Source organism: Leptospira gomenensis (assembly GCF_004770155.1).
GTDB lineage: Bacteria > Spirochaetota > Leptospiria > Leptospirales > Leptospiraceae > Leptospira > Leptospira gomenensis.
In genome coordinates this window covers 266,114-281,120 of the sequence record NZ_RQFA01000080.1, presented here as the reverse complement: position 1 = coordinate 281,120, position 15,007 = coordinate 266,114, and the positions used below count along the sequence as shown (strand labels likewise).

The window sequence follows — 15,007 nt, the reverse complement described above, 5'->3', positions numbered from 1 at the left end:
ATTCTAAACCGTAAGGCTTTCGGTTTTCAAACGATCGAACACTTGTAAAAAGAGCGCGGATTCCTGCGCTCCGGAAACGGCGTATTTTTCGTTAAAGACGAAAAAGGGAACCCCGGAAACTCCCGATCTCTTACCCTGAAACTCCGTTTCTCGGATCTCGTCCAATAATTCCCGATCGTTTTTTACCCGTTCCAGAACCTCCGGATCAAGCCCCGCTTCTTTTAAACTTTCCCGAATCACGTCCGCGTCGGTAAGATCCTTGTGTTGCGCAAAAAAATTCCTGAAGAATATATCCGCGAGTTCGAAAGCCTTTCCTTTTTCCTCCGCCTTACGGATCAAGGCGTGAAGAAGAAACGTATTCGGCTGGCGACCTTTTTGTTCGGTCGCAAAGGGCAATCCCTCCGCCTCGGCGATATCCGCCACACGTTGAACCATGGGTTTGATACGATCCGAGGAACCGAATTTACGGCTCATATGGAGTTCACGATCCTCGCCTTCGGGCGGAAGATCCGGATTGAGTTGAAACGCTCTCCATTCGACGTGAATCTCGTCTTCTGGATGCGATTGTTTCCAAAGGAAAATCGCGTCTTCCATTCTTTTTTTACCGATATAACACCAAGGACAAACTACGTCCGAATAAAGCGCGATCTTAGTTTCCAAGATAAGTTCCTCTGTTTTTGAAAAGATTCCGGTTCAAAGGGGAATCGAAAACCGATCTTTCCTTTTGCGAAAGCGATTCAACGAATTACGAAAAAACGCATGCGTCCTTCTTTTACAAAAACACTTACTTTTTATAATTTCTGACTTGGGAAAGATCGGATCGGTTTGAATATAAATTCCTGATTGGAGAAGATTCAGAAAAAAGGAATCTTTTTTAAAAAACCTTCGGACCGTACATGGAACAGTAAAACAATCCTGGAGACGGCGGGGTTCGAACCCGCGTCCTATTGCGCCCCAGATCAGCCTCTACGTGTGTAGTCTGTGTATAAAGTGTTCGAAAAGAGTTTAACCCTCAGACAGGACTCTCTTTTCTATCCGGCTCGTTTACAGTCTTTTTCGGGAACCGAAAACCGAAAAAGCCGCCTCTCGGTAAGTGTCAAAGCGTTCGGAACTCGAGAGAAAGAACCGAGACTTCGTAGCAGAGATTAAGCTGCTAAAGCTAATTCGTTATTAGCGGTTATTGTTTGAAGGTTTTGAGAGGAGCCTACAACCTCTACACGCCACATGATCCCTGACAACAACAGTCGAAACCAATTTCGTCCCCTGTTGTGGATTAGACTGTCAAAGTTTTGCGAAAAACCGTTTTCTGCAAGTTTTTTAAATTCGGAAGATTTCCGACGTTAGCTCCGCGGAATCTCGTAAAAGTTGAAACATCTGCAACAAACGAAACTCGATTTTTCGTATCAAATCTGCAGAGAACTCGAAAAGGACGAAAAAAAAAAAAATTCGGCTGTTAACTTGGTAATAATTCAGCGCGAGAGGTGCTTTACTCTATGGATCAAATAAAAGATAAGATTTCTTCGTTCGGGGCGTTTCTGTCCTTTGCGGGAATCGTTTCTTCGGCTCTTAGTTTCTTTAATTACAATCTGAAAATTCTTATGTGGGTGGACAACTGGGGAGTTTCCACCGGATGGGCAATCCGCGGCGGTTTGATCGTAGGCGGCGTTATCCTCTATTTCCTCGGCAAATTGGGAAGAAGTTCCGTAGAAGCCTAATTGTAAATCGAACAAGATTCCACCCGCTTGCAAAAGCGGGTTTTAAAAATAGAAATTCAAAGAAAATTTAGATTCGAGTTCTCCGTCCGTCCTGGACTTACCTCCTCCGAAACGAATATCGAAATCCCCGCTCTCTTTCGCCGTCTGCGGCTTGGTTTTCGAGGAATAGGAAAGAATCTGCGTGAGCGAAAAATCCAAAAACAAAACTCCGATCAAACCGCTGATCGCCCTTTCCCTACTTTCCTGAAGTTTTGAGTGAGTCGTATAACCGCCGCTCATCGGATCCTTAACCAAAGAAGCCTGCTGTTCCACCACAAGTATGGCCGCAAAGGAAGGATTTTGTGAAAGGCCGTTTGGAAATAAATTATAATATGCTAAAGCTATATTTCCGGATTCTTCGTAGAAAGTCACCGTCGGTTTCGCGTAAACGCTCACGAGACTGACGAGATAAATTTCCGCGATCGAAAAAAGGGAACCGAGAAGCGGATGTCCGTTTATATAAAGATTGGACCAACCCGGGATCAAACTCGGAAGCGCTCCCAGAAAAGTGAGCCTCATTAGCTCGGAATTTTTTAAGGGTTCGGGATTCGTCTCCGTTTCCGATGCGCTCACGGCGTTGGAGGGAGAAGCGCTCCATTTCACGGGCTGGGATTTGATCGACTTGATCGAAGAAATAGGAACTTGAAACGAAGAGCCGGATTCCGTATCTATTTTAACGCTGGATTTTCCGAGAATCGTCTTAACGTTTTTGTATTCCGTTCCGGAACGGAGAATTACCGTATCGGCTTTTAATCCGGAAAATCCGCAAATCGAAAACGCCAAAAACAAGGTTCTAAAAAACGAAACGGAACCGCGATCGAGTATGTGCGATTTAAAAACCCTGAAAAAAAGAGATGTTGGTTTCATTTTCAATAGGACTCATTCGAATGGGAAACTCGGTGAAAAAGCCCGCAGGCCGCCGCACGCACGCGCAGACCGTAAAATTCTAAACTATTCGAATTCTATGGAATCTACCGCTTCCACAGGAAATAAAAGATTTCCGTCCGCTTTTAAAAGGATATAGAAATTTTCGTGCTGATAAACAAAACCTTTCACCTTGGAACCGTCCTTAAAATAGATCACGCGTTCCATATCCGGTTGATTTCTATCCTTCAAAATTTCAATCAACGGAGTATTATCGAGTTTTGAAACCAAGGATTTCAGTTTTTCCACTTCCTTTAAATCCGAAGGAGGAAAACGAACCATCGACTTGAATTTCTCTTCGAGTTCCTTCTCTTCTGTAGGTAATAAATTCCTTATTTTTTTATCAAGATCCTTTTCGATCGAAAAGTTACGTTCTTCCTTGATCGTTTTTAAATCGGGTGCTAGGGAGGAAAAAAAATCCTCATGTAAGGCGATTCCTTTCGATTTCGCCTCTAAAATGACCTTGCCCAAAGATTCGATTTTGGAAAGGCCTGCCTCAGAAATTCCCTTCCAAGAGAGGGCTTGTCCGTGATTCATAACCACTTTACTACTTTTGAATAAGGCAGGAAATTCCAATTGAAAAACCGCGCGTTCCTCGTTTGTGAGAGAATTTGCGATCTTTTCGAAAGCCACATACGGACCCGTTTCCATTTCTACGGAACCTTCCAAAATCTCCAAATCCAATTGGGAATACGATTCGCTGACGATTCTCGAATATTGAATCTTGGTTCCCAAAAGACGAGCCTTTACGTCCGGAGATAAAACGGAAAATACGCCGACTTCCTCGGGGTCTTTCGATTCCTTCGAAATCGAATCGATCAACACCGATCCTTGTTTCACGTTGATCGCGGAATTCTTTCGCGTACCCGATAGGGAAACCTGTGAGTCCGGTAAAACGCGGACGGAAACGCTTTTGCTTCCTTCGAATTGAAATTCACAAACGGAAAAACTTCCCGAATTCAACTTCTTATCGAGAACGCTCGCACCCGTTGAAACGGGAGCTCCGTCGATTTTACAATCACCGTAAGAATTGAGGAAGGCTTGGTCCAAAACGGATTCCGATTTAGAACGATAATCAAGCCAAAACAGCAAACCCGTGATCAACAAAATCGCCGCGGCGGCCAAAGCCGAAACGATCCGGAAAGAGGAAGACTTACTGGTGTTTTTAAAAGTTACGACTTTTTCCGAGTCATTTTTTTTTACCGGAGAATTCACTACGTCGTCGGAAGGAGTGAGAACGAATTCTAACGAAGAATGAAAACGAGTCGTGGATAAATAGAGGGAGCGGGCTTTATCGTTTTTAAAGACAAAGTCCATAAGTTCCTTCTTTTCCGAGGTATTCAATTCTTTGAATAGATACCTTCCGAGAAGTTCTTCAAAACGTTCTATGTTCTCTACTTCTATATTCATCGTAGATATTAAAACTGAAGTCCTTGACTCTCCATTTTTTCTTTTAAAAGTGCGACTGCGGAAATCAATCTCCTACTTACGGTGCGTTCGGAAATACCCAACGCAGAGGCTGTCTCTTTGAGAGTTTTTCTCTCTAGTTCTTTCAGTAATATTATACTTTTTTCGGGCTCGGGGAGACTCTGAATCGAATCTTTTATCGCTTTTTCTAAAAAAGCTCTTTCCAGATTTTCCGGAATTTCGGGATTTACTTCAATTTCCAAATGGGAATCGCCTATGCTAAGATTTCCGAACTCCTTTTTCTGCTTATTATAATGTTTGAAATAAAGGTTTTTTGCAATCGAACAAGCCCAAGTAGTAAACGATCCTCTTTCGGGATCAAACTTCGAATAAAAAGTAAAGACCTTCAGAAAGGCTTCCTGTGTTAGATCCTCTGCAACTTCGGGATCACCGGAAATTTTGAGAAGAAAATGGTAGATAGTCCGGTGGTTTTCCTCGTATAATATTGAAAAATCTGTAGAATCGGATTCAACCATCGGAAATAATGTTTAAGACCCTAAGTTTTAGCAGTGTTTGGGACAATTTGCGATTCTAAAAGCATAAAAAGAAATTCGTTTCATCGTCCTCAAAAGGAATTCGCCGTCAAAAATGACCTTTTTATCGTATTCTGAAACCGTTCCTTCGAGTTCTATAAAAAAACCTGAAAAATGGCATTTCCCCGTAAAATGCCATTTTTTTTTGATTTTATTCGTTTTTCATTGTGCAGCTTCCGATTTCAAATCTTCTACAACCGAAACCTGCGCGGAAAAAGACAAAAAATCAAACGAATGCTACGAAAAAATTTTCAAATACTGTATCTTCAATGAAATCAGCTCCGACAAACCCTGGGAAGATTTCTGCAAAGGAGATCCGATCCTCCTGCTGGGCGTCTGCACCGTGTTAGTTCCCACCTGCCCCACCGGGACAAGTACGAGTTCTTCTTCCAATTCGGGTTAGTTAGAAAGATCGAATGCGAACCGAAAAAGTTTCCTTTTTCGGAACAAAAACGGAGTCGATTTCGAAAAAGAAAAGAGACGTAGTTCTCTTATGAATTCAGAATTAGTTTAGTATACAAAATATTCGGAACGATCCCGTTCGAAAAAAAACAAATCCGTTACAAATTCCTGGAAACGACCTGTTATTCGAAGTATGAGTAACAACAAGTTTGCTGCGATAGAAATTATCCCCGGTTATATGGGTGGAAAACCTTTTATCAAAGGAACCGGGGTTCGGGTTCTGGAAATTTTGGATCTGCTCTTGGCGGGGATGTCTAGAAAAGGAATTTTGAGAGAATATCCTGGAATTTCTAACGAAGATATCGACGAAACCGTATCCTACTTGGAATCACAATTGGTAAAAGCCAGATTGAACAACCAATACCTTTCGCAAAAGGTAAGCTAAAACCCGAATCACTTTCAATCAATCTTCCAAATCGTAATTGTCATCGGAGAGATCAATTTCTCTCTCCGATGATCGGACCGCCCACCTTCTGCATCATTCTTTCTTTCGTAAGAATCAAATCTTCCCGGTTATCCGTCGCCATCTCGGCGGGACCGTCCAGATAAATCGCTCCCTTGGGACAGGCTTCTTCACACAATCCGCAAAAAATACAACGTAACAAATTAATTTCGAACGTACGCGCATATTTATCCTCCGGATGAAGGTGTTGTCTTTCCGGGGTGACTTCTCCCGCTTCGATATAAATCGCATCGGCGGGACAAATCCACATACAACAAAAACAACTCGTACAACGTTCTCTTCCTTGTTCGTCGCGTTTCATCGTATGCATTCCGCGAAACCGAGTGGAATACTTTCTTTTCTTTTCGGGAAATTCGATCGTAACCGCTCTTCTTAAAAACGCGGCTTTGATAAAATGTTTTAAGGTGATCCAAAGACCTTTTCCGACGGAATAAAAATAAAACTTTTCATACCACGAAAGTTTATGACGACTTGCAACTCGGACTACGTTAACGGTTCCCAACTGAGCTTACCTCCTTCGGTGAGGAAAGAAGTTCTTTCCTAAATTCGGCGAGTTTCTGGAAAACGCTTCCGGAAGAAAGTAATCCTTTCGGAGGTTCCATCGCCTTTTGAAACGTTTGACTCAAACCGTTTTTATTGGTGAAAGAACCGGACTGCTCCGCAAACGTCTGGATCGGAACCCCGTAGTTCGATTCCAAAACGTCGGAAGTGAGATTTGTATTCAGAACGACCGTAACGACTTCCGCCGGAATCGACGGAAGAATTTCTTTGAGATTTTCCTGAATCACGAACACTAAATCGATTTCTCCGGAGGCGATGGCTTTGCGGAGCGAATCGGGGCCTTCCGCGGAAATCATCCCGACTTCGATGGCGCCTTTCGTATTCGGTCGGTGATCGGTTGTCATCAAAAAGTCCTTCTGCTGCGGTTCCTGCATTTGTGACGCATGAACCCTGGCTTCCAGAATAACCGTTTTTCCGAAACTCGCAACGGTTTGGACGATGGATTGTAGGTTTTCCGTGGATTCGCTCGCACCGCCCAATACAGCGATTTTTTTGGAACTTAGGATTTTTTCCGCGATCGCGGGAAATACGACGGCGCTTTCGGAAGGTTTTCCCGATGTGTAGTAGGAAAACAAACGGTTTTCGTTCAGCCAATCGATATCGAAACGTCCTTTGTCGCAGAGAAAATACATATCCTTTTCCTCGTCAACGCGGGGCATATAACGATACATTTTGTTGTCTCGAACGTTGGTAGTAATGTTACATCCGGTGCTACATCCGTGACAGATAGATTCCGCGGTTTTATACCACCAAACCCTGGATTTAAAAAGCGTTTTGTTGTTCAACAAGGCGCCTGTAGGACAAAGATCCGCCAACGCACCTTGAAAATTATGACGAATCGGTTCGTTCTTCGCTAAACCGATGATGGAATGATATCCGCGTTCAAAAAGACCGAGGTTGGATTCTCCCACGATCTCTTCCTCGAAACGGACACAACGATAACAAACGATACAACGGTTGTGGTTGATGATGAGATTGGAACCTATTTCTTCCTGAGGAACATTCCGTTTTTCTAATGTAAATCTGGATTTTCCCTTTCCTTCGTTGAAAGCGTTGTCCTGAAGTTGGCATTCGCCGGCTTTGTCGCAGACGGGACAATCCAAAGGATGGTTGGCGAGTAGAAATTCCATCGTACCTTCCCGGGCTTCCTTGATACGATCGTTTTTCGTGAATATGGAAAGACCTTCCGCGACCTTGGTGTTACAAGCCGCCTGAAGCCGGGGAACTCCTTCGATTTCGATGAGGCACATTCTGCACATGCCCACGATGGAAAGTTTAGGGTGATAACAAAAAAAAGGGATGTCTACTCCGACGTCTTTTGCGGCGGATATGAGGTTTTTCTTTTCGTCCACCTCATACTCGATTCCGTCGATTTTGATTTTTACCATGGAATCATCCTTTTGAATAGGTCCCGATTACCGGGAAGCAATTCTATAGAAACGTACCATTCCCATTCTGGCAACCCGTTTCCAAAAAGTTCGAATATTGTCCGTTGTTTCCGAACGGTAACGCGGAGAATTCTACCGGAATCGTTTTGTTCTTTTTGAGACTGATTCTTAAAGATTCAAGTCTTTGTAATAATCCGGAATTCTCGCCCACTTTTGAAACCAAAGGGGATTGATCGCCCGTTGATACAAATATGCGTCCACGAGTACGAGATTGACCACGGCTTCGACAATCGGCACCGCACGAGGAAGCACGCAAGGATCGTGTCTTCCCTTTGCTTCGAGAGTGGTTTCTTCGCCTTTGAGAGTAACTGTATTCTGCTTTTTAAAAATCGTCGAAGTCGGTTTGAACGCGGCGCGAACGACCAATTCTTCTCCGTTCGAAATTCCGCCTTGTAGACCGCCGGAGTTGTTCGTTTTCGTGCGAACCCTTCCCGTATTCTCTTCCACATAAAATTCATCGTTATGCGTGCTTCCGGTAAGAAGTGTCCCGCCGAAACCGGATCCCACTTCGAAGCCTTTGCAGGCAGGAATGGAAAGGATCGCTTTCGCAAGATCCCCGTCCAGTTTATCGTACACGGGATCGCCCAATCCGGGAGGAAGATTGTACGAAACGCATTTGATCGTTCCTCCGACGCTGTCTCCGGCTTCTTTCATTTGAAGAATCAAAGCGCGCATTTTCTCCGCTCCGTCGGAATTCGGACAACGGACTTCGTTACGATCGACTTCGTCGCGGGACTTGGGATAATTTTCACCGATTCCGGATTCGATTCTCCCGATGGAATCGACCCATGCTACGGTTTCGATTCCGAGGTCGTCTTTGAGAATCATCCTTGCGATCGCCGCAGCCGCAACACGACCGATCGTTTCCCGAACCGAAGACCTACCTCCTCCGACGTGTGCACGAAATCCGTATTTGACTTGGTAAGTGTAATCCGCGTGCGAAGGTCGAAAGGTGGTCTTTAAATTTTCGTAATCTTTGGAAATCGTATTCTGATTATCTACGATGAGAGTAATCGGAGAACCGATCGTCTTTCCTTCGAAAACCCCCGAAACGACGCGGACCCGATCCGTTTCATCCCGAGGAGTGGTAAGATTGCTTTGTCCGGGTCTTCTACGATCGAGGTCCTTTTGGATCTCCTCCAATCGAATCGGAATTCCTGCGGGAACTCCTTCCACGACCACACCCACGGATTCGCCGTGAGATTCGCCGAACGTACTGACTTTGAATATTTTTCCCCAACTAGAAGGCATAATGCCAGAAAAATCGGATCAACCTTAGGAATAAAGCCAGTTTCTTGGACGAGGAAGCTCGGTTTGAATCAGGCGACGGAGCGAGGAGCGCTTCCCCGATAACTCTGATCGACTTTTTCGAAAAGGTTCGGCTCCAATTCCGGATCGATCACGTAAATGACCCTGCGCGGATCCAAGCTGTTGTTCAGATTAAAGACCGCCTTTCTTTTATCGTGACGGAAAGAATGCGGATCGTATCCTTCTATCTTTATTTTTCCCTTATTGGTGATCACGGGGCGAATCGTTCCGATCCTTTCCAGAAGCGGTCTGGTCTGATGTCTGTAAATTTCCTTGATGACGCAGGTTTCAAAGTGGACTTTTCTTTGGGAATCCATGGAAACCACGATGATATAATCGCCTGCATTGAGAACGCTTCTGTTTTCGCAAAGACTGAGCGCCATCAGATCGAAAAAGTCTCGGACGATCTTTTCGTTATATGAGAAAAAACTGTTATTTAGGATCAACTTCATCGAAGTGACCGCGTCGTAAGCCTGTCTCCAATCCTGATCGGAGCTAAGCGAGGCGAATTCACCCGCGATCGAAATAATACCCGGATCCTCGTCCATATAAGTGCTGTTAACCAAATGATGGATTTGTTTTTGGATATCCTCCAAAAGAATCGACTTGGTTCGATCGTCCTTGTATTTCTGAAGATACTCGGTCAACTTACGGATGAGCATGTTCGTGGTAGGATAATTGTTGTTCAATCCTTCCCCGCGGAAAGTACGATGACTGTTTAAAACGGCGGATTTGACGTCCGAATCGATACCGTTCAGATTTCCGATCATAAGATAACTTATGATCGGATGATTTTTGATGTACTCGTATTCTTCGGGACGAAGATTGGAGTGATTGGGAAGTTTCATCCTAGCCTTTCCGATATCGACCATATAGGAAGCGAGCATAACGTTCAGTTGTTTGGCTTTTTGAACTTCGTTGTCCGCCTTACTCAGAGCCTTCATACCTCTGAGTTTCATGGCCATGGAAATGACGGTCCGTTTGGTCATGATTTCCGAATCGGTTTTTACCCCGGCTTGTCTCATCACTTCGATGACGTTCACCAAACCTAGCTCCATATCCGAACTCGACTTAAAATCGACGAGTATCTCGTCGATTCCCTTTTGTACTTTTCTAATATGATTATTGTTTAACGGATAATGTTTCAATTCCTCCAAAAGATCGGAGGCTTCCCGCGCGAGAGCGATCGTAAGATCGGTGTTTACGAGTTTTGTAAAGGAAACTTCCCTTCCGTTCACCGAGTCGGGTTTTTTAGGTTGGATGAACTTATCTTTATCCGAGATTAAAAAATAAATACCCTGACTTTCGAATTTCTGAAGACGGGTAACATCCTCCTCCGAGGCGTCGGATTTTTTATGAATAAGAATTTGTCCATTCTTGTTATAAAAATCTATTGGAATTTCATTCTGTAAAATAAAACTTTTAATGACTTCAGAATTGAATTCGAATTTTTCGAGGAGCTCTTTGTTGACAGAATGTGAGTTATTGCTCATATTTTCAATTCTTCTTATAAGTTGGTGTAAATCTTTACTCGGAAAAGAATTCCGTACAACGGAACCTTTTTGCAATCTTTTCTTAATCAAGGGACGAAAAGAATGGAAAAAAATTATTTAGAAGAATGTCAGATCCCCGAAATTTTTGTGTCATTCCATAAAAGTTCGACTCGGTAATGGAACATGGAAAACGTTCCCATTGGGGCCAAGCGCGCACAACGTTAAAAGGAAACTTCCGCAGTTAGATTCGCAAAGAATGAATCCGAGTGGGAAAAAGGCGATTTTGCAAGTGAGTTAAGCGGGTTCTTTCGGAACTTCGCCGGTTTGTTTGATCAACTCTTCGTAAAATCGCGCGTCCAGTTCCGGATCCAAAACGTAGATAATCCTGCGTGGATCTTGGTTTTTTTCGAGATTAAAAATCGCCTTTCTTCGATCCAATTTGAAAGAAGCCAGATCGAAACCTGAAATCCTCAGTTTACCCATATTACTGAAATTCGGACGTATCGTTCCCACTCGCTCCAACATAGGTCGGATCAACGTTTTGTACATTTCCCGTATGATACAAACTTCGAAAAAAACTTTTTGATTGGAATCCTGGGTTACTACCACAACGAAATCGCCTTCCCGAATAAAAGGTTGGTTGTTGCAGAGAGACAAACCAATGTGATCGTAAAAATCTCGAAGCGTCTTTTCATTATATGCAAAAAAACTGTTATTTAAGATCAACTTCATCGCAACAAGAGGTTCGTAGGCGTCGCGCCATTCTTGTCTAGTGGTCAGGGAAGCGAATTCTCCGGCGATCGATATCACGCCGATATCCTCGACCGGAAGATTGTTGGTGAGGATATTACGGATCTGCTTTTGGATATCCGCCACAAGAACAGTACGCTTCGGATCGTCTTTGTATTTTTCCTTATATTGATTCAGCTTCTGAACCAGGATTTTCGGCTGAGGATAATTGTTGTTCATCCCTTCCCCTTTATGAGGACGGTGGTGATTCAGGACCAAGGTTTTGATATTATCTTCCAAATCGGAAAGATTAGCTACCATCAGATAACTGATTAGAGGATGATTTTTGATATATTCGAACTCTTCCGTTTTCAGATCCTTCTGCATCGGAATTTTCATCTGCGTATAACCGATATCGGCGAGGTAGGAGGACATCATCAGATTCATCTGATCGATTTTTTTCTGTTCCATGTCCGTTTTGGTGAACGCTTTTCCGGCTCTCACTTTCATAGCCATGGAGATTACGGTTCGTTTGGTCAATATCTCCGAATCCATAGGAACACCTGCGCTGCTCATCACCTCGATGATGTTGACCAGACCGGTTTCCATATCGGGCGTGGAACGAAAATCCTCCAAAATGCCGTCTATCGATTTGTTGAGCTGCCGGACCTGCGTGCCGTTCAACGGAAATTTTTTGAGTTCGGTTAAAAAGGAGGAAGCGTTTCTGGCAAGGTCAACGGTTAATTCGGAATTGACCAGTTTCGTAAAACTTACTTCGCGCCCGTTGACGGTATTGGCACCGTTCCCTTGTTGTTTGCCGCCGGAAATTTTTTCGAATTCCGATTTAAGAAAGTAAATCCCCTGACTTTCAAACTTGAGAAGTTTAGTGATATCCTCTCCGTTGGCGTTTTCTTTTTTATGAATGAGAATCTGCCCGTTACGATTGTAGAAGTCCACGGGAATGATGCTATTCACTTTAAAGTGTTGGATGATTTCCTCTGTGAAATCGAACTTCTGTAAGTCTTTCTGCGCGTCCATGAAAACTAATCGATAAGGGGGAAATTAATCGAAAACCGAAAGGTCACCTAACGTTAAAAGAAACAGTTTTCGGAATTCCATTTTGATCCAATAAAAGCGAAGGGGAGCCGTTTGCACCGAATATTTTCAAAAGTAGACGAAAAAAATAATAAACCCTCTACTTCCAAGAGGAATTCAAACTTACTTCGAGAATATTCCTGCTGATTCTGTCCTCCAACGAAGAGCCGGCGAATCCCGTTCCCTTGGAATCGGTGAGCACGAACGTATCCTGCGCGCGATTTCCGCTTCGGTCGGTTCGAATTTTCGCGGAATGAATGTTCACCCCGTTTTCCTTCAACACGCCCGTTATGAAATAAAGAAGACCTTTTCGGTCCGGCGCTTCCAAATACAATTTAGTCTTGGAACCGGACTCTATATCTTCGAATTCCAATTTGGAATCGTTACTGAGATGATGCGTATTTCTAAGATCGATCTCGCTCGAATGATGGATCAGTTCTTCCAAGGCGGAATCCTCGGTAAAAACCGAAGTCATAAGAATGCCGAGTTTGGATGCCTTAATTTTGGAATCTGTTTCATCCGATTTCAAAGTGAAAACGTCGTAACTGAAAAGTTGCCCTTTTTCCTCGATCGTCTCGATGTCTCCGGATACGATTTCCCATCCCATAAAAAACATCGCTTTCACCATTTTATGCAGCGTCCCGGGTGCGGTTTCCGAAGTTTTTAAAGTAACCGTGTAAAGCCCGTCGTTTTCCTTATAGTGAAACTGAATCATCTCTTCCGCCTGCGTAACAAAGATACTAGCACGTTTCTAAAAAAACGAGTCTTTTACGGATGAATTCTGTCTCTTATCGAATGAAAAATTCTTGCTTCGTAATTTCGGGGAAAAACAGTCAAAGTATAGTGGAAATGAAAGATATTTGCCGAAAATAGAAAGGCATTCTCTTTCCGATAATCTTATGAAACGTCCCTTCGAGTACATCTCGGAACTGATCCGAAAAACCGAACCGCTTCCTTTGGAAACGGAAAAAGGATACGGAAAAAAAAGGAAAATTTCCGTTCCGAAAAAAGAAATGGCCACTTCCGAAAACGAAGGGGGCCCGGGACTATTGATCTTCGGCCTTTTTCGTTTCGTAAAAAAATACAAGGGCAGAATTTTCGTAATCATCGGGCTTCTCTGTTTCGAGATCGGCTTTTATGCGAGTATTCCCTTCAGTTTCAAATATCTGATCGACGAAGCCCTGATCAATCGGAATCAATCCGCCCTTTATTGGATCGGGGCGTACCTCGCGGTCGGAACCGTCACCTTTACGGTTTTAGGAACCGTACGCGACTATCTTTACAACTGGGCTTCTTCCAGAATCATTCAGGATCTTCGTCTGCAGATGTACGAACATCTAGATAAATTGAGTTTGGATTTTTTTTCCAACAATAAGATCGGAGACATTCTTTCCCGTTTTTTCAACGACTTATCTGCTCTGGAACACGCGTTACTCGCCTTTATCCCTTGGGGTTTGGGTCCGTTGCTGGAGGCGCTTTTCGGAACGATGCTTCTTTTTCTTTTGGATTGGAAGCTCGCCTTGATCGCGTTGTTGATTTGGCCCATCAGTTTTTTAGGTCCTGGATTTTTATCCAAAAAATCCACCGAAATCAGTTACGCCAGAAAATTAGAGGAAGCTCAAATACTCAGCATGGTCGAAGAATCCGTCGCCGCACAAAATTTGATCCGCGCCTACGACCTGAGCGATTATTTTTTCAGTCGTTTTAAGAACAACTGCGAGAAACTCTTTCAAGTTTCCATGCGTCTCGGATTGACCAACTCGTATCTCGAACGTTCGGCGGGATCTGGAATTCTGTTGCTTCAAGGAGTTCTACTTTTGGTGGGAACGGCATTCGCATATCATAATACGTTGAGCATCGGAACATTGGCCGCGTTTCTTCCCCCGTTTTTGAATCTGAGTTATTCGCTTTTGTATCTTTCGCAGTATCTTCCGACTTTGAATCACGCTAGCGGTTCCGCAAAACGTATATTAGAATTATTGCGAGCTCCTGTGTTCGAAACGGGCCCGGAGGAAAATTCTATTTCCGAACTCAAGGAAGCCGTCCATTTCGAGAACGTTCATTTTCGATACAAGGGAAGGTCCAAAAATCTGAGCGACATCACTCTTACGATTCCCAAAGGCAGTTATACTGCTATCGTTGGAGCATCCGGAGTGGGCAAAAGTACTTTTATCAAACTTCTTCTCGGAATGGTTCAACCGAACGAAGGAAGAATTCTTTTCGACGGAACGGACGTCAATTCGTTGTCGAGAAGTTCCGTGCGTTCGTTGGTCGGAGTAGTCTTTCAGGAAACCTTTCTGTTTAACACCACCATATTCGAAAACATACGGATCGGAAAACCGAGCGCTACTCTCGAGGAAGTGATCGAAGCTGCCAAACGCGCCGAAATTCATGAAATGATTTTGTCCTTACCGATGGGTTACGAAACGAACGCGGGCGACAGAGGGACCAAACTCTCCGGAGGCGAAAGACAAAGGATCGCGATCGCGCGCGCCTTTTTACGCAATCCGCAAATCCTACTTTTGGACGAAGCCACTTCCTCTTTGGATCCGGTGACGGAGGCGAGGATCATGAAAACCCTTTCCCTCTTACGCGAAGGAAGGACCGTAATATCGGTCACTCATAGACTTTCTACCATACGGGAAGCCGATCAGGTTTTTCAGATGAGAAACGGCAAGCTGGATCGTTTTTCGGTTCCGGAACCGGGACAACAAGCGATGGTTCTTTAAAGATAAGAAACGTTTCTTACTTGCAATTTATTGACCCGCCG

General features: G+C 43.9%; 13 protein-coding genes and 1 other RNA gene. 3 read left to right on the top strand and 11 right to left on the bottom strand.

From position 1 onward, the window contains the following. Positions 1 to 3: 3 nt before the first annotated feature. On the bottom strand, positions 4 to 660 hold the full coding sequence (locus tag EHQ17_RS18850) for a DsbA family oxidoreductase (protein WP_135593493.1): 657 nt from the start codon (positions 658 to 660) through the stop codon (positions 4 to 6). Positions 661 to 913: 253 nt separating this feature from the next. Beyond that, positions 914 to 1,264, bottom strand: a transfer-messenger RNA (tmRNA) gene (gene ssrA, locus EHQ17_RS18845). Between the two features lie 229 nt (positions 1,265 to 1,493). On the opposite strand from ssrA, the gene EHQ17_RS18840 reads away from it, so the two are divergent. Then, the gene (locus tag EHQ17_RS18840; RefSeq protein WP_135593495.1) at positions 1,494 to 1,715 is read left to right on the top strand and encodes a hypothetical protein; all 222 of its coding nucleotides are present in this window, start codon (positions 1,494 to 1,496) and stop codon (positions 1,713 to 1,715) included. A gap of 42 nt (positions 1,716 to 1,757) precedes the next feature. On the opposite strand, the gene EHQ17_RS18835 is transcribed toward EHQ17_RS18840, so the two are convergent. The 3 genes from EHQ17_RS18835 to EHQ17_RS18825 form a co-directional block, all read right to left on the bottom strand. Further along, a complete protein-coding gene (locus EHQ17_RS18835) occupies positions 1,758 to 2,621 on the bottom strand; it encodes a hypothetical protein (RefSeq protein WP_135593497.1) in 864 nt (287 codons plus the stop codon). A gap of 84 nt (positions 2,622 to 2,705) precedes the next feature. After that, complete coding sequence (rsx, locus tag EHQ17_RS18830) at positions 2,706 to 4,088, bottom strand: LIMLP_03685 family anti-sigma factor (protein ID WP_135593499.1); 1,383 nt, start codon at positions 4,086 to 4,088, stop codon at positions 2,706 to 2,708. A gap of 8 nt (positions 4,089 to 4,096) precedes the next feature. Further along, positions 4,097 to 4,621 (bottom strand): RNA polymerase sigma factor, encoded by a 525-nt coding sequence (locus EHQ17_RS18825; RefSeq protein ID WP_135593501.1) that lies wholly within the window; start codon positions 4,619 to 4,621, stop codon positions 4,097 to 4,099. A gap of 652 nt (positions 4,622 to 5,273) precedes the next feature. Between EHQ17_RS18825 and EHQ17_RS18820 the strand changes: the two genes are divergently transcribed. Next, positions 5,274 to 5,525 carry a DUF433 domain-containing protein gene (locus tag EHQ17_RS18820; protein ID WP_135593503.1) on the top strand — a complete coding sequence of 84 codons (252 nt, stop codon included), beginning with the start codon at positions 5,274 to 5,276 and terminating at the stop codon, positions 5,523 to 5,525. Positions 5,526 to 5,577: 52 nt separating this feature from the next. Here the strand turns inward: EHQ17_RS18820 and EHQ17_RS18815 are convergent, their stop codons facing one another. From EHQ17_RS18815 to EHQ17_RS18790, 6 genes are all read right to left on the bottom strand, one after another. Further along, positions 5,578 to 6,105: a NuoI/complex I 23 kDa subunit family protein gene (locus EHQ17_RS18815; RefSeq protein ID WP_135593505.1), complete on the bottom strand. Its 528-nt coding sequence runs from the start codon at positions 6,103 to 6,105 to the stop codon at positions 5,578 to 5,580. Continuing rightward, positions 6,092 to 7,552 (bottom strand): NADH-quinone oxidoreductase subunit G, encoded by a 1,461-nt coding sequence (locus EHQ17_RS18810; protein WP_135593507.1) that lies wholly within the window; start codon positions 7,550 to 7,552, stop codon positions 6,092 to 6,094. The genes EHQ17_RS18815 and EHQ17_RS18810 overlap by 14 nt, the downstream gene beginning before the upstream one ends. Positions 7,553 to 7,720: 168 nt before the next feature. After that, a complete protein-coding gene (aroC, locus tag EHQ17_RS18805; protein WP_135593509.1) occupies positions 7,721 to 8,863 on the bottom strand; it encodes a chorismate synthase in 1,143 nt (380 codons plus the stop codon). A 68-nt stretch (positions 8,864 to 8,931) separates the two neighbouring features. After that, complete coding sequence (locus tag EHQ17_RS18800; protein WP_135593511.1) at positions 8,932 to 10,413, bottom strand: HD-GYP domain-containing protein; 1,482 nt, start codon at positions 10,411 to 10,413, stop codon at positions 8,932 to 8,934. A 294-nt stretch (positions 10,414 to 10,707) separates the two neighbouring features. After that, entirely contained in the window at positions 10,708 to 12,180 is a 1,473-nt protein-coding gene (locus EHQ17_RS18795; RefSeq protein ID WP_135593513.1) for an HD-GYP domain-containing protein, read from the bottom strand. 157 nt (positions 12,181 to 12,337) lie between these two features. Continuing rightward, complete coding sequence (locus tag EHQ17_RS18790) at positions 12,338 to 12,952, bottom strand: ACT domain-containing protein (RefSeq protein ID WP_135593515.1); 615 nt, start codon at positions 12,950 to 12,952, stop codon at positions 12,338 to 12,340. A 184-nt stretch (positions 12,953 to 13,136) separates the two neighbouring features. Here EHQ17_RS18790 and EHQ17_RS18785 point away from each other — a divergent pair, with 184 nt between their 5' ends. Then, positions 13,137 to 14,966 (top strand): ABC transporter ATP-binding protein, encoded by a 1,830-nt coding sequence (locus tag EHQ17_RS18785; RefSeq protein WP_135593517.1) that lies wholly within the window; start codon positions 13,137 to 13,139, stop codon positions 14,964 to 14,966. The last annotated feature ends 41 nt before the right edge of the window (positions 14,967 to 15,007 follow it).